At 44.2% G+C, this 17,359-nt stretch carries 15 protein-coding genes and 1 pseudogene; 8 read left to right on the top strand and 8 right to left on the bottom strand.

What is annotated here, in order from left to right; all coding sequences use genetic code 11:
• Positions 1-224 precede the first annotated feature (224 nt).
• Positions 225-1,655, top strand: a complete 1,431-nt coding sequence (gene lpdA / locus L1D55_RS02155) for a dihydrolipoyl dehydrogenase (RefSeq protein ID WP_063524431.1) — start codon at positions 225-227, stop codon at positions 1,653-1,655.
• Between the two features lie 73 nt (positions 1,656-1,728).
• On the opposite strand, the gene L1D55_RS02150 is transcribed toward lpdA, so the two are convergent.
• The 4 genes and pseudogenes from L1D55_RS02150 to L1D55_RS02140 form a co-directional block, all read right to left on the bottom strand.
• Positions 1,729-2,754, bottom strand: a complete 1,026-nt coding sequence (locus L1D55_RS02150; protein ID WP_239916439.1) for an IS3 family transposase — start codon at positions 2,752-2,754, stop codon at positions 1,729-1,731.
• Positions 2,751-3,260: a helix-turn-helix domain-containing protein gene (locus L1D55_RS02145; protein WP_239916379.1), complete on the bottom strand. Its 510-nt coding sequence runs from the start codon at positions 3,258-3,260 to the stop codon at positions 2,751-2,753. Before L1D55_RS02145 ends, L1D55_RS02150 begins: the two co-directional genes overlap by 4 nt.
• Positions 3,261-3,265: 5 nt before the next feature.
• Positions 3,266-3,499 (bottom strand): annotated as a pseudogene (locus tag L1D55_RS27670) (transposase); the annotation flags it as partial.
• 86 nt (positions 3,500-3,585) lie between these two features.
• Entirely contained in the window at positions 3,586-4,122 is a 537-nt protein-coding gene (locus L1D55_RS02140; protein WP_128163677.1) for a GNAT family protein, read from the bottom strand.
• 226 nt (positions 4,123-4,348) lie between these two features.
• Between L1D55_RS02140 and L1D55_RS02135 the strand changes: the two genes are divergently transcribed.
• Positions 4,349-5,623: an HD domain-containing phosphohydrolase gene (locus tag L1D55_RS02135; protein WP_171368154.1), complete on the top strand. Its 1,275-nt coding sequence runs from the start codon at positions 4,349-4,351 to the stop codon at positions 5,621-5,623.
• Between the two features lie 111 nt (positions 5,624-5,734).
• Positions 5,735-6,040 (top strand): hypothetical protein, encoded by a 306-nt coding sequence (locus L1D55_RS02130; RefSeq protein WP_105023135.1) that lies wholly within the window; start codon positions 5,735-5,737, stop codon positions 6,038-6,040.
• 125 nt (positions 6,041-6,165) lie between these two features.
• Here the strand turns inward: L1D55_RS02130 and L1D55_RS02125 are convergent, their stop codons facing one another.
• The 4 genes from L1D55_RS02125 to L1D55_RS02110 form a co-directional block, all read right to left on the bottom strand.
• Entirely contained in the window at positions 6,166-6,615 is a 450-nt protein-coding gene (locus L1D55_RS02125) for a PTS sugar transporter subunit IIA (RefSeq protein WP_239916378.1), read from the bottom strand.
• The gene (locus L1D55_RS02120) at positions 6,612-7,868 is read right to left on the bottom strand and encodes a PTS ascorbate transporter subunit IIC (protein ID WP_239916377.1); all 1,257 of its coding nucleotides are present in this window, start codon (positions 7,866-7,868) and stop codon (positions 6,612-6,614) included. Before L1D55_RS02120 ends, L1D55_RS02125 begins: the two co-directional genes overlap by 4 nt.
• Positions 7,869-7,878: 10 nt before the next feature.
• Complete coding sequence (locus L1D55_RS02115) at positions 7,879-8,148, bottom strand: PTS sugar transporter subunit IIB (RefSeq protein WP_239916376.1); 270 nt, start codon at positions 8,146-8,148, stop codon at positions 7,879-7,881.
• 284 nt (positions 8,149-8,432) lie between these two features.
• Positions 8,433-8,909, bottom strand: a complete 477-nt coding sequence (locus tag L1D55_RS02110; protein WP_215404122.1) for a hypothetical protein — start codon at positions 8,907-8,909, stop codon at positions 8,433-8,435.
• Positions 8,910-9,524: 615 nt separating this feature from the next.
• Here L1D55_RS02110 and L1D55_RS02105 point away from each other — a divergent pair.
• The 5 genes from L1D55_RS02105 (at position 9,525) to L1D55_RS02085 (ending at position 17,295) form a co-directional block, all read left to right on the top strand.
• Positions 9,525-10,733 carry a NupC/NupG family nucleoside CNT transporter gene (locus L1D55_RS02105; protein ID WP_086712549.1) on the top strand — a complete coding sequence of 403 codons (1,209 nt, stop codon included), beginning with the start codon at positions 9,525-9,527 and terminating at the stop codon, positions 10,731-10,733.
• Between the two features lie 297 nt (positions 10,734-11,030).
• Positions 11,031-11,300: a hypothetical protein gene (locus L1D55_RS02100; protein WP_215403692.1), complete on the top strand. Its 270-nt coding sequence runs from the start codon at positions 11,031-11,033 to the stop codon at positions 11,298-11,300.
• Positions 11,301-11,414: 114 nt separating this feature from the next.
• On the top strand, positions 11,415-12,848 hold the full coding sequence (locus L1D55_RS02095; RefSeq protein ID WP_239916375.1) for a TolC family protein: 1,434 nt from the start codon (positions 11,415-11,417) through the stop codon (positions 12,846-12,848).
• Complete coding sequence (locus L1D55_RS02090; RefSeq protein WP_239916374.1) at positions 12,845-14,104, top strand: efflux RND transporter periplasmic adaptor subunit; 1,260 nt, start codon at positions 12,845-12,847, stop codon at positions 14,102-14,104. The genes L1D55_RS02095 and L1D55_RS02090 overlap by 4 nt, the downstream gene beginning before the upstream one ends.
• A gap of 2 nt (positions 14,105-14,106) precedes the next feature.
• A complete protein-coding gene (locus L1D55_RS02085; RefSeq protein WP_239916373.1) occupies positions 14,107-17,295 on the top strand; it encodes an efflux RND transporter permease subunit in 3,189 nt (1,062 codons plus the stop codon).
• Positions 17,296-17,359 lie beyond the last annotated feature (64 nt).

Raw genomic sequence — 17,359 nt, 5'->3', positions numbered from 1 at the left:
TTAAGGTGGCTTTCGGGTCACCTTAATTCTTTATACAAAGTATTTTTTAGAGAACAGTTCCCGCTTTTCTCATAAAGCGAAAGGGAAGTGTTGTCTAGCTCACAGGCTAACTTAAAGCTACTTTCACACTGTTAACATCTCTGTAAAATGTTGGCTGTTTGAAAGCCCAATAATTTAAGAACATCTACTCAGCCTGTTAGGGATAATGACTACAAGAGGTCACAATGAGCAAAGAAATTAAAGCCCAAGTTGTTGTACTTGGTTCAGGTCCTGCTGGTTACTCAGCTGCATTCCGTTGTGCGGATTTAGGTCTAGAAACAGTACTAGTTGAACGTTACAGCACTCTTGGTGGTGTATGTCTAAACGTTGGTTGTATTCCATCAAAAGCACTTCTTCACGTTTCAAAAGTAATTGAAGAAGCGAAAGCGATGGCAGAGCACGGCGTTGTATTCGGCGAGCCACAAACGGACATCAGCAAGATCCGTATCTGGAAAGAAAAAGTAGTAGACCAACTAACAGGCGGTCTTGGCGGTATGGCTAAGATGCGTAACGTAACGGTTGTTAACGGTTTCGGTAAGTTCACTGGTCCTAACAGCATCCTAGTTGAAGGCGAAGGCGAAGCAACAACAGTTAACTTCGACAACGCAATCATCGCTGCAGGTTCTCGCCCAATTAAACTGCCATTCATCCCACATGAAGACCCACGTATTTGGGATTCTACGGATGCACTTGAGCTGAAAGAAGTTCCTGAAAAACTACTTATCATGGGCGGTGGTATCATCGGTCTTGAAATGGGTACGGTTTACCACTCTCTAGGTTCTAAAGTAGACGTAGTTGAGATGTTCGACCAAGTTATCCCTGCTGCGGATAAAGACATCGTTAAAGTTTTCACTAAGCGTATCAAGAACAAGTTCAAGCTAATGCTTGAAACTAAAGTGACTGCTGTTGAAGCGAAAGAAGACGGTATCTACGTTTCAATGGAAGGCAAGAAAGCACCAGCTGAAGCTGAGCGTTACGATGCAGTTCTTGTTGCTATCGGTCGTGTTCCAAACGGTGCACTTATCGACGCTGAAAAAGCAGGTATCGAAGTTGACGAGCGTGGTTTCATCAACGTTGATAAGCAAATGCGTACAAACGTTCCTCACATCCACGCGATCGGTGACGTTGTTGGTCAACCAATGCTTGCTCACAAAGGTGTGCATGAAGGTCACGTAGCTGCTGAAGTTATCTCTGGTAAGAAGCACTACTTCGACCCTAAAGTAATCCCATCAATTGCGTACACTGAGCCAGAAGTTGCTTGGGTAGGTAAGACTGAGAAAGAAGCGAAAGCTGAAGGCATCAACTACGAAGTTGCTACTTTCCCTTGGGCTGCTTCTGGTCGTGCAATCGCTTCTGACTGTGCAGACGGTATGACTAAGATGATCTTCGATAAAGAAACTCATCGCGTAATCGGTGGTGCTGTTGTTGGTACTAACGGTGGTGAACTTCTTGGTGAAATCGGCCTAGCAATCGAAATGGGTTGTGACGCAGAAGATATCGCTCTTACTATCCACGCTCACCCAACTCTACACGAGTCTGTTGGTCTAGCTGCGGAAGTATTCGAAGGTTCAATCACTGACCTTCCAAACAAAAAAGCAGTGAAAAAGAAGAAGTAATTCTCCTTTAGCCACTCGCTAATGTTTTTAAAAGCCGCTGATTGATGTGACCCCGTAAAGTTGGACATTTCTGTTAAGCGGCTTTCAAGGCCTGAGTTCGATATTCTATCGGAGTCAGGCCTTTTAGTTTCACTTTTATACGTTTGGTATTGTAGTACTCGATGTATTCTTTAATTTGCTCTATCAGAGCATCTGCAYCTTCAAAGCTTTGGTTGTGATACATCTCTGTTTTGAGTAAAGCAAAAAAGTTTTCAGCAACCGCATTATCCAAGCAGTTACCTTTTCTCGACATGCTTTGTGTTAACCCACTCTCCGCTACCTTTTTTTGATACTGTCGATGACGATATTGCCAACCCTGATCGCTATGTATAATTGGCTTTGAGTTGGGTTTAAGCTTTGATATGGCTTCCGTCAGCATATCCGTGACAAGCGGCAAACAGGCATTTTTGGCCACTCTATAAGCAACCACTTCCTGAGTAAACAAGTCTACAACGGGAGACAAGTATACTTTCTGCTCTTTTACTTTGAACTCCGTGACATCAGTTACCCATTTTTCATCGGGTTGAGTCGCACTAAAATCTCTTTCAAGCACGTTAGGAGCTGCTNTGACAAGCGGCAAACAGGCATTTTTGGCCACTCTATAAGCAACCACTTCCTGAGTAAACAAGTCTACAACGGGAGACAAGTATACTTTCTGCTCTTTTACTTTGAACTCCGTGACATCAGTTACCCATTTTTCATCSGGTTGAGTCGCACTAAAATCTCTTTCAAGCACGTTAGGAGCTGCTGTTCCAGACTCTCCTCGATATGAACGATACTTTTTAATCCTGACCGTCGATTTAAGGTTGAGCTGAGYCATAAGCCTTTGAACCGTTTTGTGATTAAGCATGAACCCCTGATTTTTTAGTTCCAAGTGAATACGGCGGTAGCCGTATCGCCCCTTATGCTCATGATAAATTGACTTTATCAACCGCAGCTCACGTTCGTAGCTATTTGGGCGCTTRCGCGTTTGAGCCTGATAATAAAAGACACTTTTTGCCAGCTGTAGAGTGTGCAGTAAGTGCTTTAACGGGTACTTGCTTTTAAGAGTTAGAGCTATGACCGCTTTTTCTTTGTTCGACGGTTTTTTTCCTGCTCCAACTCTTCCAACTTTTTTAGAACGGCATTCTCGGTTCGCAAGTAGACCAACTCCTCTTTTAGCTCCTCAAGTGTCATTTCATCATCAGGCTTARTTGTACGTTGAGGTTGCTGTTTCATTGAGGGTCTTCCTTTCTGGCGCATTTTGAGCCCTTTGATACCGAGCTCATTAAATCGTTTGAGCCAGACTGAGAGTATCCCAGGGGATGAGAGGTTTAATACTGCGCTAGTGTGCGTGAGAGACCATTCATTCGTCCACATTAAATTCAATGCTTTTCGTTTTGTCTGAGCAGTAGCCGCATGGTTAGTTGGCAAAAATGAATCAGTACCATGAATGGCAAAGACTTGAGCCCAATACCGTATCTGTCTTGAAGAAATTGAATATTGTTTTGCTAAGTAGAGAGATGACGTGCCATCTAAGTATTGCTTAGCAATGATACATTTTAGCTCTCGGCTATATTTGGACATAAAANCGTGAGAGACCATTCATTCGTCCACATTAAATTCAATGCTTTTCGTTTTGTCTGAGCAGTAGCCGCATGGTTAGTTGGCAAAAATGAATCAGTACCATGAATGGCAAAGACTTGAGCCCAATACCGTATCTGTCTTGAAGAAATTGAATATTGTTTTGCTAAGTAGAGAGATGACGTGCCATCTAAGTATTGCTTAGCAATGATACATTTTAGCTCTCGGCTATATTTGGACATAAAAAGACCCCCAATAATTGGTGTCCAACTATTGGGGGTCAGTTCACCGATTAGTGCAAACCGTGGCTTTTTTTGACAGGAAACGGCTACTGTTTTGAACGGTGAAGACCATAGATTGCGTGGTCAACGATACGACCGTTTAAGTTCTCGCTGCGTGTAATGGTACCTTCTAAATTGAATTGTAAGCGCTCACAAACCTTGCGGCTGCTTTGGTTCTCAACGGCGGCAGATATTTCAACTTTCTCCATATCTAACTCATTGAAAGCTATATCAATCAGCTTTTTAACTACACGCGTTACAATTCCCCTTCCTTGGTATGGTTCAGACAGCCAGTAACCTATCGTTACTTTTTGCATATCATGATCAATGGTATTGAAACTACAGTTACCAACGATATTGTCTTGGTACACGATGGCACAGGTCATACTTTTACCTTCTGCGTAATCGTGTAATGAGCGCTGAACGAAGAGCCTAAAATCTTGTTCGGTTTTACAATGTGGCGGCCATGCAAGCCACTGACTTAAATACTCATTTTGACTTTGTGAGATTTCCGCGTAGTGAGAGGCGAAACTTTCTTCAACCAAAGCAATAGACAATTCGTCATCGATAACTGTTTTAAACATGCATTTCCTTTTCTTCTGATTGTTTAGTTGAGTGGATTTTAGTCGGCAAAACATAATGTCGCCTGTTTTTTAATATGCAACCATTTGTAGCACGATTTTTCCGTGATACGTTAGATCTATCACGAAACTCATTAAACCTTACATTAGTTGTGTATATAAACATTAACTATGCATTAGTATTGGCAGCCTAAATATATAAGAACAATAAAAATTCTAGGCTTAAGTAATGAATCAACATTGCCAAGACGTAACCGTAGACCTTAGAAAGGCTCTATTTGGTATAGCTAAGGCGCTTGATAACGTAGGTTTTGAAAGCAAAAATCATGGGCAACGAGTCGGTTATATCGCTTACCGCTGTGCCCTGAGTGTGGGCTGGGAAGAGGAACAAGCACAGCTTGCGTTCTCGTTGGGGCTCATTCACGATTGTGGTGTATCCCAAGTTGATGAACAGCTCAGTTTGGTCTCAGGTTTTGTTCCTGATTCCACCCACCACCATTGTCAGAAAGGCTATCAAATATTAAAAGAGTGTCCCGTACTTTCGATATTCTCTAAACCAGTGCTTTATCATCATACTCCTTGGGTGGAGCTTAAAGCGTTACCTATTAGTGAATTAGAGAAAGAACTGGCCGCGATTGTCATGCTTGCCGATAGGGTTGACTATCTTTATGGCATCACCTCTTCCGATCGCTATGGCAACCTCACCCCAGATGGAAAAGCGAGCATTATCGAACGTTTGACTGAGCAAGCGGACGAGATGTTCGAAACTAACCTTGTGCAACATATGTGTGAGCTTGTCGACTTGGACGACTTCTGGTTCTCGATGGAGATCCCTTACATTGAAAACATGAGGGATAACTTTGAGCCCGTGCCTTTCTTTTCTCAACAGATGTCGTTGGATGAAACGGTCGCTTTTGCAGAGTTTATTGCCAATGTGGTGGATACCAAGAGCTCGTTTACCTTTAAGCATTCGTTGAAGGTGGGGCAGCTTTCAGAGTATTTAGCTAAGCAACTGGGTTACTCATATACAACGCAGCGTAAGCTTTATTTGGCTGGGTTAGTGCATGATATCGGTAAGCTGCAAACGCCAAGTGATATCCTCCACAAACCAGACCTACTCACTGATGAGGAGTATTGCTGTATTAAGCGTCATGCAACGGATACTAGGTTCGCACTGCAAGAGTTGTTCAGTTCACCTCAGATTTGTGAGTGGGCGTCGAATCATCATGAAAGGCTAGACGGTTCTGGTTATCCAATGGGTAAAACAGCAGAAGAACTGGATCAGCCCAGTCGAATTGTAGCGGTTGTCGACGTGTTCCAAGCATTGACACAGTCTCGTCCGTATCGAAAAGGAATGACACTGGAAGAGACGATGGCGATTTTGACTGAGCATGTTGAGAACCATAAGCTCGACCGTGAAGTGTTTGAGTGTTTGAAGAAGCACGCTCAGTATTGTTTTGAGCTATCGACTGATAAGTGGGCTTACCCGATTTACGAAACGTGAGGATCTTGGAGTCGTTTCAATCCCTTCTCATTTTATTCATGGCGCTTACAATGACTTACAGTGATTGAGCAAGGCTACTGATATGGTTGTAAAAACCATTAAAGGAATAAGATGTTGAGAACGAAAATCATAGTGCTAGCTTTGGTTGCCGCTTTGTCAGGTTGTATGGATGAAGATGGTTACGATGAAGCAGTTTTAGAACAACTTGTCGATCGACAAGCGAACATTGAAGATGTGACGAAGAAACTGGGGCAGCCCGATCGCATTATCAATAATGATGGTTCTGTGGCTTATATTTATGAATATGAGCGCGATCTTCTCGCTTTTACGTTTTATAACGGGGAGCTGTTGTTCAAGGAGAGAGCTGCCAACGACGGTCTTTATGATTTTAAGATGATCAAACCAAGCGTTCAATAAACGGTAAGTACAATCAATCGAGTTTGATGATCAACGGACATTGACTAAACAGAGACAGAAAAGCGATAGCCGAGGCTATCGCTTTTTATTTGGGGGCTTATTCGCTCAGGAGCAATATAGCAAGGTTAGTATCGCTTCAAGATCTCGATGATCTCTTGCTCTGTTTCTGCAGCGATAATGGCATCAATGTCATCATCATTTTGGAACAGCTCTGATAGCGCCATGATGGTATGGATATGGCTATCTGAGTCCATTGCCGCCAGAGTAATTGAAAGGTAAACGTCACCGTTGTCTTCCGACTCTAAATCAACACCCTTCTTGAATACCGTCACTTGTAATGATGCTTCGTTCACACCATCTTCAGGACGAGCATGAGGCATTGCAATCTTTGGAGCTAGAACATAGTACGCGCCGATGTCCTTGTGCTTTTGTTTGATAGCTTCAACATAGCTTGCTTCAATTTTGTTGTTCGCTAGCAGAGTTGAGCAGGTCACATCAATTGCAGCATCAACCGTTAGGTTTTCTTCAGAGTTGATGATAACGCCTTGGTTACCAATTAAATCGAATAGGCTCATGAAACAATCCACCCTAGGATAAGACCAACCACACCGAAGTCGAAGTCAGCAAATGTTGTTGCTTCAAGACCAAGGCCACCTAGAACTGGAAGCAGTAGCATTGGTAGGAAAGAGATACATAGGCCTTGCGTGAATGAACCCAGAACCGCACCACGTAGACCGCCTGTCGCATTACCGTAAACGCCTGCTGCACCACCTACGAAGAAGTGAGGAACAACACCCGCTACAATGATTGTCCAGCCAAGAGCACCTTGAACTGCCATTGCTAGTAGGCCAGCAGCGAAAGAACAAAGGAAACCGATAAGTACCGCGTTTGGCGCTACAGGGAATACCATTGGACAGTCTAGAGCAGGTTTCGCACCCGGTACTAACTTGTCAGAGATCCCTTTAAATGCAGGAACGATTTCAGCGATCAGCATCTTCACACCTTGCAGTACGATGTAAACACCACCGGCAAATATAAGAGACTGCATGAAGGTGAACACTACCCAGTTTTGACCATTTGAAACGGTTTCAACAAAGTCACCACCAGCAACAATAGAAGCAAACATGAAGAAGATTGCCATTGTTGTTGCTACTGCTACAGGTGTATCACGCAGGAACATTAAGCTCTTTGGTACGTTGATGTCTTCTGTTGATTTCGAAGTGTCACCAAATTTGCTACCAATGTAACCAGATACTAAGTATGAGAACGTTGAGAAGTGCCCCATCGCTAGCTGATCAGTACCCATTACTTTCTCTGTGTATTTCTGAGCAAGTGCAGGCATGATAACCATCAGTGAACCCACAATGATCGAACCGATTGCAACTAGAGCAGTGCCTTCAATGTTCGCTGTAGACAGGATTACCGCTACCAGCATAGACATGAACATTGTGTGGTGACCCGTTAAGAAAATATATTTTAGAGGAGTAATACGAGCCAATAAAATATTCACAACGAATGCGAAAAACATAATTAGGGCCATTTCATAACCGAATGCATCTTGTGCTAGTGCAACAATTGCTTCGTTATTTGGAATAACACCACTTACGCCGAATGCTTCAGTAAATACCACTGAGAAGTTATTTAGAGCGCCAACAAGCGCGCCTGCACCAAAACCTAAAATGAGGAAACCCATCACGGTTTTAATTGTGCCTTTAAGAATGGTAGAAATATCTGATTTTTGTGCGACAAGGCCAATAAACGCTATTAAACCTACCATGATTGCCGGCTCTTTTAATAAGCCGAGCATGAACTCGAAAAAGTTTTGCATAATTTTGACCTTACATGAAAGTTTTTAGTTGTTCTTCAATTGATGCTTTGTCAAAAATATTTTTAAGGCTGATGATGTTCTCTTTACCAGCATCTTTTAGTTGGTTGGCAACATCTGTTGCTGCAACCCAAATATCCGCATTGCTTGATGCTGCAGATGATAGATCTTCGTGATCAACTTCTACTTCGAAACCGATTTTTTTAGCAACTTCTTTCACTGCCATTTCCATCATTAGAGAAGTACCAAGGCCGTTACCGCAAACTACAAGAATCTTTTTCATAATATTTGTCTCAATTGGATTTTAGGGGTTGAGAAACTTCGTTCTCTTATTGTGTGAGAGCATAGTAATGGAAATATTCAGAGTTCAATAAGATCTCCATCACAAAGCCAAAATGAGATTGTGATGGAGATCTCGTTAACTTGCAGTAAAGATCCAGAGTGAGACTTTGATCAAATTTAACTTTTCACTCGAATATGCAACGTATTTTATTGGGAAAGGAGGGGACTAATTAATTTTTACGTTAGGGTATAAATATTTAGATGATTTATTTTAGAAATGAGTAATCAATCGTATCGACCGTAGTCAGTAAGCATTTTCTTGAGCATGCTATTAACGTCTTTGGTCTTTTTATTTCTTTTCGTCAACTGGCTAAGCGAGGTCGGTTTTGGCGAAGCAACATTTTCATTGTCTACGTCTTCAGTTTTATCTTTCATTTTTTGTACTGCAGGCAATAACATTCTAATTTCTTCATTATTTGTATTGGTCAGTACAACAATATTTTCAGATTCAACTTGAGTAATGGTTAATATTCCGTGTTTAACTGATTCAACCTTTTCTCCAATCATAATTGATTCAGGTGCGACAGAGCGATCGGTTAACTGACCTATACGTAATTTCGCCGCACTGATAGCGCGGATATTTCCGGTGTTTTCAAACGCGACAATAACAGTATAGGTATTATAATATTCAACTACTGTCACATAGCCATGTCTATTTGTTTTGAATCTAGCTCCAATGTTCATATCGTGCGGAGCTTCCATTTTCTTCACGTGTTTCCTCTCTTAGTCTCGATGGCTGTTATATCTAATCAGCTCTATTGGTATTTTATAGATAATTATTTGGTGAGATCATACAAAGTATATACGCATCTAAACTTAAGATGAATCTTGAAGTCTCGGGAAATGAGGCAGAGCACAGAAAACTGCTAATAATCACACAGAATTAACCGAGAGGTTACGCTCATGCGCTTAAGGACTTAACATTCCAAATTCAACCTTATACAGATTGTTTACAGTTTTTGAAGCACAAAAACGACGACAAACAATACGTTTTGTTTAATCCTTGACCGCGCGATCGTTTGCGTTAAAAAAAATGTGATGAAAGTCTCACTTAACTGTTTATACTTCTCTTCCGGTTTTAAGCCGGTGCTTAGCCAATACAAGCCGTCACATGGATATGTGAATGACCCCACGGACCGGACCAGCTACGTTCCACTGCTTGTATAAGGTGATTTTTACATGAACAACTCGTTGTTACAGTCGCTAACGTTGTTAGCTCCTTCATCGCGTAGCGTTTTGCTTGCGGTTCTTTGTCCTGTTCCTTTGATGTCATTTGCTTGGCTCATGTTCACTCTATAAGGATTACTAGGACACATTATGAATATTCTATTTGGTTTTGTCGGTGTTATTGCACTGATTGCTTGCGCGTACCTGCTATCTGAAAGTCGTTCTTCGATTAACTGGAAAACGGTCATCCGTGCATTACTACTTCAAATCGGCTTCGCAGCCTTAGTATTGTATTTCCCATGGGGACAATTAGCGCTAACAAGCCTAAGTAACGGTGTTTCTAGCCTGCTTGGTTTTGCAGATGCTGGTATTGCTTTCCTTTTCGGTGATCTTGCTACTGAAGGCTTCATTTTCGCGGTTCGCGTACTTCCAATCATTATCTTCTTCAGTGCTTTGATCTCTGCGCTTTATTACTTAGGTATCATGCAGAAAGTGATTCAAATCTTGGGCGGAGCGGTGCAAAAACTGCTGGGTACAAGTAAAGCTGAATCTCTGGTTGCGACAGGTAATATCTTCCTTTCTCAGGGTGAGTCTCCTCTTCTTATTCGTCCATTTTTAAAGTCTATGACTCGTTCTGAACTGTTTGCTGTAATGGCAGGTGGTATGGCGTCGGTAGCCGGTAGTGTACTTGGTGGTTATGCTGGTTTAGGTGTTGAACTTAAATACCTTATTGCCGCAAGCTTCATGGCAGCTCCGGGTAGCTTGTTGATGGCGAAGATCATTGTTCCTGAACGCAGCACACCGAGTGACTACGACCACATTGAGCTAGATAAAGCTGACCAAAGCAACGTAATTGATGCCTTGGCTAGCGGTGCGATGAACGGTATGAAGGTCGCGGTTGCAGTGGGTACTATGTTGATTGCATTTGTGAGTGTGATTGCGATGGTCAACACAGGCCTAGAAAGCCTAGGTGAAACATTTGGTTTTGCGGGTATTACGCTGCAAGCTATCTTCGGTTACCTGTTCTCTCCTCTAGCATGGCTAATCGGTATCCCGAGTGATGAAGTATTAATGGCGGGTTCTTACATCGGTCAGAAGATCGTAATGAACGAGTTTGTTGCCTTCATCGACTTCGTAGAGAACAAAGCGCTGCTATCTGAACACAGCCAAGTGATTGTGACATTTGCTCTATGTGGCTTTGCTAACATCGGCTCTATCGCGATTCAACTGGGTTCTATCGGTGTGATGGCGCCAGAGCGTCGTGCTGAAGTTGCTAATCTAGGTTTGAAAGCGGTAGCTGCTGGTACGCTAGCAAACCTAATGAGTGCATGTTTAGCGGGTATCTTCATCCTGCTTTAAGCTAGATTTAGCAAAAACAGCTAGATTCAGTAAAAGCGGGCACCTTACTTACGGAGTTTTCGTAAGAAGGGTGTCCGCTTTTTTGTGCTTGCTCGTTAAGCTTATTCGGACTTAACCACTTCTCTTATTATTTCTATTGCGTTTCAGGCTCACTCGGAAGAGTAATAGAGCAAGCCTGTTTTATCCTATATACTTGAATATCATTAGGTTGCGATTAATAACGTTCGGCTTCGATTAAGAACAATCGGTTTTCACCAGAACAAAAGCAACCAAGTCCAATTAATCAAAGGTCTTCCCATGAACATGCGCGTTCTTATTGGTCTTATCACCACTTTCATTGGCTTGTTTGCGATGGTTTATCTTATTGCTGGTGGTGCTCAGTTTCCCATCTCTCAGTGGCCAAAAGAGGCTTACCTCGGTTTGGTGTTTAGCGTCGTGTGGGGAGCCGGTGTAGCTGCGTCAGTAGCGTACTTCTTCTCGGCACTCATATTTGTCACCGTCGCTGTGGTTTGCTATGCAGTCGGCTATAAAATCGGTGGGTTCTTTTCAAGCAAGCCAGAAGCGTAAATCAGAAGTCTAAACGTACGCTCTTCGCATTTTCTTTTAGGGTTAACGTCCGCCTTAACCCTCCCTTAACCTCCAGATCGTTATCTTGTCTCCATTCTTACAGGAGACAAGAAGATGAAATTGAATCTTCCTTTAAAACAATCCGTTATCGCGCTGGCTCTAGTTGGTTTGATGGGTTGTACTTCAACCAGTCAGGCTGATTACGTATCGCTAGCCGAACAAAGTACTAATCAAACACAGCAAAGCTTGCTCTCAGAGCTGATTCAACAGGCTTCTAGTGATCAAGCGTCTGTTCAACAAGATCTAGACGCTGAGAACCTGCAGCTCACCGATTTAGTGAATGCGCCGGAGCTCGACCTTTATATTGAGCGTGCACTCCAGAATAGCCCAAGCCTCCAACAAAGCATCACAGCGCTCAAAATAGCCTACGCGCAACAAGGTGTGACGTCTGGCGATCGCTTACCCACCGTAGATGCGAGCTTTTCAGGTAAAGCTGACGAAGGTACCAACGGTTCAAGCACCACAGAAACCTACACCACGGATGTCACGGTTGGCTGGGAGTTGGACTTATGGCAGAAGCTTGCAGATACAAACAACGCCGCTTTAAAAGACATTGCGACGTCTCAGGCTAACCTTCAGGGTGCTCAAGATCTTTTGGTCGCGAGTGTGATGAGAGGCTGGCTTGATATCAGTTTGAAGCAGCAGCTTGTTGATATTGAAACGCAGCGTTTGGTGATTCTAGAAAACAACGAAGAGCTGGTTTTAGAACGTTACCGCGCAGGGCTAGGAAGCCTTGAAGATCTTGATAACGCGAAAACCAGCAGTGCATCGACTCAGGCAACTTTAGCGGACTACCGCGAGCAGCTTGCACAAAGCCGACGTGAGTTAGTTCTGTTAACTGGGCAATGGAGTGGTGAATATGATGAGTTGTCGCTTGCGGAACTTGGTTCATTCCCAACCATCATTAATCCGCTAGACAACATGCCGACGCAAGATTTGGCAGGGCGTCCGGATCTGCAAGCCGCTTTCTTCAACATCGAAGCAGAAGCATTGCGCGCAGATGCGGCATATAAAGCCATGCTGCCATCAATCAGCTTATCAGCGAGCCTAACTGACATAGCCGACTCTCCGAGTGAAGCCTTGCTGACAGGGCCTTTGTGGAGCGCACTTGGTCAAGTGTCAGCACCATTATTTCAAGGTGGCAAGCTGAAAGCACAAGCTGAGATTGCTGACCTAACCACTGAAACCAGTTACTGGGCTTACCAAGAAACCCTACTTAATGCGGTGAATGAAGTGGAAAACGCAATGGGGCAAGAATCCTCACTCACACTGCAACAGCAGCACCTGTCAAACGCATTAGTGAGCGCACAACGCAGTTTCACCAGTTATGAAGAGAAATACCGTCAGGGTTTAGTCGACATTTTTGATCTACTTACTGTTCAGCAACAAACCTACGACCTTGAAGCGCAGCTAACACAAACCATTTATAACCGTCTCGTAAACCGAATTGATTTAGGCCTAGCTCTGGGCTTAGGAGTATCTTCATGAAACTGAATACCATCACAATTGCCATCACTCTCGTTGCTGGTTCAAGCATATTTGCTGCTCTTGCTTACAATGGTTCTCAAGTGGCTCCAATTCCTGAAAAGACTAATGAACTAACGGTTTCAGAGCCACAAGCTATGTCTGTTGGCTCTCAGTCTATTGGGGCAAAGTCTGTTGAAATGACGCCTGTTGAAACGACGATCTTGGCTGCATCACAACAGCAACAAGTGTCTGTGGTACTCGCAACATTGGGTGACTACCAAGCGGAAGTTGTGGGCTACGGAGAAGCAAGGTCGCGTTACGAATTGATGTTTTCAACGGAAGTTGGTGGCCGAGTAGAAACGATCAGCTCGCAGTTTGAAACCGGACAAGTGATAGCCCAAGGCGAGGTGATCGCCAATATCGATTCGACAAGTTACCAACAAGCGGTAACACAAGCGAAGGCGAATGTGGCTCAAGCTCAATTGGATTTATTGGAAGAACAGAGACAAGGTGAACAAGCTAAGTCTGAATGGCAACGTTCTGGTTTGTCTGGCGAGCCTGACTCTCCATTAGTGTTGCGTGAGCCACAACTGGCACAAGTAACAGCAGCTCTAGAAAATGCCAAGCTTGAACTAGTAAAAGCTGAGCAAGACCTCCAAAAAACAACTTTGGTTGCCCCTTTCGATTCGTTGGTCGTGAGTCGTGATGTTCAACCGGGAAGCTACGCGCAAACTGGCGCGCAGATCGCTACGTTATACAGCATCGATGAGGTTGAAGTTTCTGTGCCTCTTTCTGAAAGCCAGTGGTTGAGCCTGCCAAGCAGCGATAACTCGCAATTGAAAGAGCAGCCGTGGCCAGTGACTCTATCGAGTTCTGATGGTCAATTCCAATGGCAAGGTTATGTCGAGCGAGTAGAGCAGCATTTACAACAAGACACGCGTCAGCGCTCATTGATAGTGAAAGTCGATAATCCTTTGGAGCAAGAGAAAGACCTTTATCCAGGTACGTTTGTTCAAGCAACGATTTCAGGCAAACAATTAACTCAATTATGGGAGCTTCCAGCTTCTGCACTTTCGCAGCAGGGTGACCTGTGGTTCGTCGATGACAGCGGTCAGCTTTCTAAATCAAACGCGGATGTTGAGTTTGAAAAAGGCGGTTTGATTTACATCGATCCTACCAAACTGGGCGTGGAAATTGACGATAGTGTTCAAGTGGTTAAGCGTCCGTTAAGCAGCTTTAAAGCGGGCATGGTCGTTTTGGCTAAGGCGGAGGGCTAGTCATGTCTCATGAGTTGAAACCGAATAGCCGAATGGACAGTAACCAGACGCCGAGCAAACCACATACTGGCGCAATCGCATGGTTCGCGAATAACTCTGTGGCGGCGAACTTGCTGTTAGTGGGCGTGATCATCATTGGCCTGTTATCACTGAACTCACTGCGTAAAGAAGCATTTCCAAGCCTTGAACCTGATGTGGTGACAGTGTCTGTAACCTATGACAGTGGTGACCCTATCCAAGCGGAAGAAGGTATTGCGATTAAGATTGAAGATGCGTTAGAAACCGTTCCGGGCATTAAGCGCATCACGTCGACTTCTGACGCCAACGGTAGCCATGTTTCGATTGAGAAAACGAGCACTTACGATCTTGATACCCTATTAGCCGACGTGAAAACCAAGGTTGATGCGATCAATAACCTACCTGCAGGTGCTGATAATCCAGTGATCGATAAGGCTCGTATGCAAGATCACGCCTTATGGGTACAGCTTTATGGGGATGCAGACAGAGCAACGCTTCAAAGCTTAGCCGAGCAACTTAAGTCGGATTTACTGAGTCAGTCTTCGATTCGTGATTTGGAAATCAAGGCTAAGGCTGATCCTATGATCTCAGTCGAGGTTGATGAGAATAAGCTGCAAGCTTACGGCTTAACTCTGACTGACGTTTCAGAAGCGATCAATGCGGAGTCTTCTGCTGCAATATCTACTAGTCTTCGTAACGGCGAAAAAACGGTTCGTTTGAAGGTATCGGAACAGGCGTATGAGATCCAAGATTTCAACGCAATTCCGGTGATGACGACCACCGATGGTACTCAAATTACACTGGGTGACATTGCCAACGTTGAAGACATGTTTGCCGACGACACCTTCATGCTGTCTCGCTATAACCAACAGAATGCGATGGCGATCCAGATCGTGATGGATGAATACGGAGACGTCGTCAGCATTGTTGAACAAGCAGAGAAAGTCGTAGAGCGTTGGGAAAACAGCAACATGCTGCCTAGTGATGTCGAAATCGAAACTTGGTACGACAAAAGTACCATGATCAAAGACCGTTTAAGCCTATTGGTGAAGAACGCGCTCACCGGTATCGCTTTGGTATTCATCGTGTTAGCGGTCTTCCTTAACGTGCGTGTCGCTTTCTGGGTAGCAGCGGGCTTACCGTTCGTCTTCTTTGGCACTATGTTCTTCATGACCGACACCTTTATGGGGTTAACCATCAATGAAATGACCACCTTTGGTTTCATTATGGCGCTCGGGATAGTGGTCGATGATGCCGTGGTGGTCGGGGAAAGTATCTACTCCACGCGCAAAGAAGAAGGGGACTCGATAGGCAGTACTATTCGAGGCACTATGAAGGTGGCTTCACCGACTATATTCGGTGTGTTAACGACGGTTGTTGCCTTCTTAGCACTCGCTAACGTTGAAGGCAAAATGGGGCAAATTTACGCTCAGTTCGGTACGGTCGTGACTATCTGTTTACTGCTGTCTTTGGTTGAGTCTAAATTCATTCTGCCATCGCACCTTGCACACATTAATACCAAACGCAGTGAGAAGAAGGGGCTGTGGGCTCGTGTTCAACATGCTGCCGATACTGGATTAGGTTGGTTCAATAAGCGCATCTATTGCCCTGTGATTGAATGGGCGCTGAAACTGCGTTATGCCGTGGTGATGGTTTTCTTGTCACTGCTTATCTTGGTGGCAGGGTTGCCAATGACGGGGGCGGTTCGTGTGGCATTCTTCCCTGATATGCCGGGCGACACAGTGACTGCCGACATGTCGATGCAAAACGACGCGAGTTTTGGTCAAACACAGCAAAACTTGTTAGTGCTTGAAGCGGCAGCAACACAAACGGATGAAACTCTGAGAGCGCAATACGGTGCCCAAGACGAAGCATCGGAACTGCTTAGCCTTCAGGTGATCGCCGATGCCGATGATTCCGGCCAAGTGAAAATTGAATTGGACAGTGACAGTGTTTACACATCGAACGAGTTTGCAGATGCATGGCAAGAGGCTGTTGGCCAAATGGAAGGGGTTAAGAAGCTTAAAATCTTGTCTAAAATGGAGATGGTCGACAACTTCAAAGTGGAACTGAAATCGTGGAATGAAGAATCAGTGACCGCGGCGGGCAATGAGTTCTTAACCAAGCTTCAAGCGATTGACGGTGTGAGTGGCATTGATCATAACTTGGATCTTGGCGAGCCTCAGTATCGTTTCGAATTAACACAACAAGGTCGTGCGTTAGGTTTTGATACGGCAAGCCTTTCACAGCAAGTATTACAGGCGTTTGGTGGTGACATAGTTCAGCAATTCCAACGTGGTAAAGATGAAGTGAAAGTTCGAGTTCGTTACCCAGAATCAGCTCGTCAAACCATTGCGGATATCAAGCAATCGAGCGTGAGAACCAACGACGGTACCGTGGTGCCTTTGAGTACAGTTGCGGAAGTTCATTCAGATTACCAAGTTTCAGAGATTACACGTATTGATAGTCAACGAGCTGTTTACATCAGTGCGGTTCTAGATAAAGACGTCGTTGCACCGGCAGAGCTTGTTCATCAACTGCAAGAAACGCTAGTACCGAATCTAGAAGCGCAATATCCCGGGTTAACGGTCGATTTTGCAGGCGAAACGGAAGAGCAAGAAGAGACGGCTAGTTCAATGATGAGCATGTTTGTGCTCGCCATGATTGCGATTTACACGCTGCTTGCTATCCCGCTGAAGTCTTACATTCAACCGGTGATCATCATGACAGCGATTCCATTTGGTATTGTTGGCGCAATCCTAGGACACTGGTGGAATGACTTAACAATCAGTATCCTATCGTTAAACGGTATTTTAGCGTTGAGCGGTGTGGTAGTGAATGACAGCTTGTTGTTGGTTTCTCGTTTTAACGAGTTAATCAAGGAGAAGGGCAAGTCGGTTCACGATGCGATTGTTGAATCGTGTTCAGGTCGACTTAGAGCCGTTCTACTTACATCGGTTACAACGTTCGCAGGTTTGACGCCACTATTAAGTGAAACGTCTTTGCAGGCTCAATTCCTGATCCCTGCAGCAGCGGCGCTAGGCTACGGTATTTTGTTTGCAACACTTATTACACTGATTCTGACGCCAGCATTATTAATGATTCAGTGTGAGATTAAGTCGCTGATTCTTAAAGTTACAAATCGAGTTAAAGGCGTTGAACAAAGGGCTTAACAGTGGCTAAGCTAATGATATCTAGGCTGATGGGGCAGAGTGAGTCTCGGCAACTTCGGTCTAG

The organism is Vibrio sp. Isolate22 (assembly GCF_022398115.1).
In the GTDB taxonomy this organism is placed as follows: Bacteria; Pseudomonadota; Gammaproteobacteria; order Enterobacterales; family Vibrionaceae; genus Vibrio.
This window is presented reverse-complemented; position numbering and strand designations above follow the sequence as displayed.

Excerpts from the sequence above, each read along its gene's own strand:
- lpdA (WP_063524431.1), top strand. The coding sequence starts at position 225 with ATGAGCAAAGAAATTAAAGCCCAAGTTGTTGTACTTGGTTCAGGTCCT.
- L1D55_RS02140 (WP_128163677.1), bottom strand. The coding sequence starts at position 4,122 with ATGTTTAAAACAGTTATCGATGACGAATTGTCTATTGCTTTGGTTGAA.
- L1D55_RS02135 (WP_171368154.1), top strand. The coding sequence starts at position 4,349 with ATGAATCAACATTGCCAAGACGTAACCGTAGACCTTAGAAAGGCTCTA.
- L1D55_RS02130 (WP_105023135.1), top strand. The coding sequence starts at position 5,735 with ATGTTGAGAACGAAAATCATAGTGCTAGCTTTGGTTGCCGCTTTGTCA.
- L1D55_RS02125 (WP_239916378.1), bottom strand. The coding sequence starts at position 6,615 with ATGAGCCTATTCGATTTAATTGGTAACCAAGGCGTTATCATCAACTCT.
- L1D55_RS02120 (WP_239916377.1), bottom strand. The coding sequence starts at position 7,868 with ATGCAAAACTTTTTCGAGTTCATGCTCGGCTTATTAAAAGAGCCGGCA.
- L1D55_RS02115 (WP_239916376.1), bottom strand. The coding sequence starts at position 8,148 with ATGAAAAAGATTCTTGTAGTTTGCGGTAACGGCCTTGGTACTTCTCTA.
- L1D55_RS02110 (WP_215404122.1), bottom strand. The coding sequence starts at position 8,909 with ATGGAAGCTCCGCACGATATGAACATTGGAGCTAGATTCAAAACAAAT.
- L1D55_RS02105 (WP_086712549.1), top strand. The coding sequence starts at position 9,525 with ATGAATATTCTATTTGGTTTTGTCGGTGTTATTGCACTGATTGCTTGC.
- L1D55_RS02100 (WP_215403692.1), top strand. The coding sequence starts at position 11,031 with ATGAACATGCGCGTTCTTATTGGTCTTATCACCACTTTCATTGGCTTG.
- L1D55_RS02095 (WP_239916375.1), top strand. The coding sequence starts at position 11,415 with ATGAAATTGAATCTTCCTTTAAAACAATCCGTTATCGCGCTGGCTCTA.
- L1D55_RS02090 (WP_239916374.1), top strand. The coding sequence starts at position 12,845 with ATGAAACTGAATACCATCACAATTGCCATCACTCTCGTTGCTGGTTCA.
- L1D55_RS02085 (WP_239916373.1), top strand. The coding sequence starts at position 14,107 with ATGTCTCATGAGTTGAAACCGAATAGCCGAATGGACAGTAACCAGACG.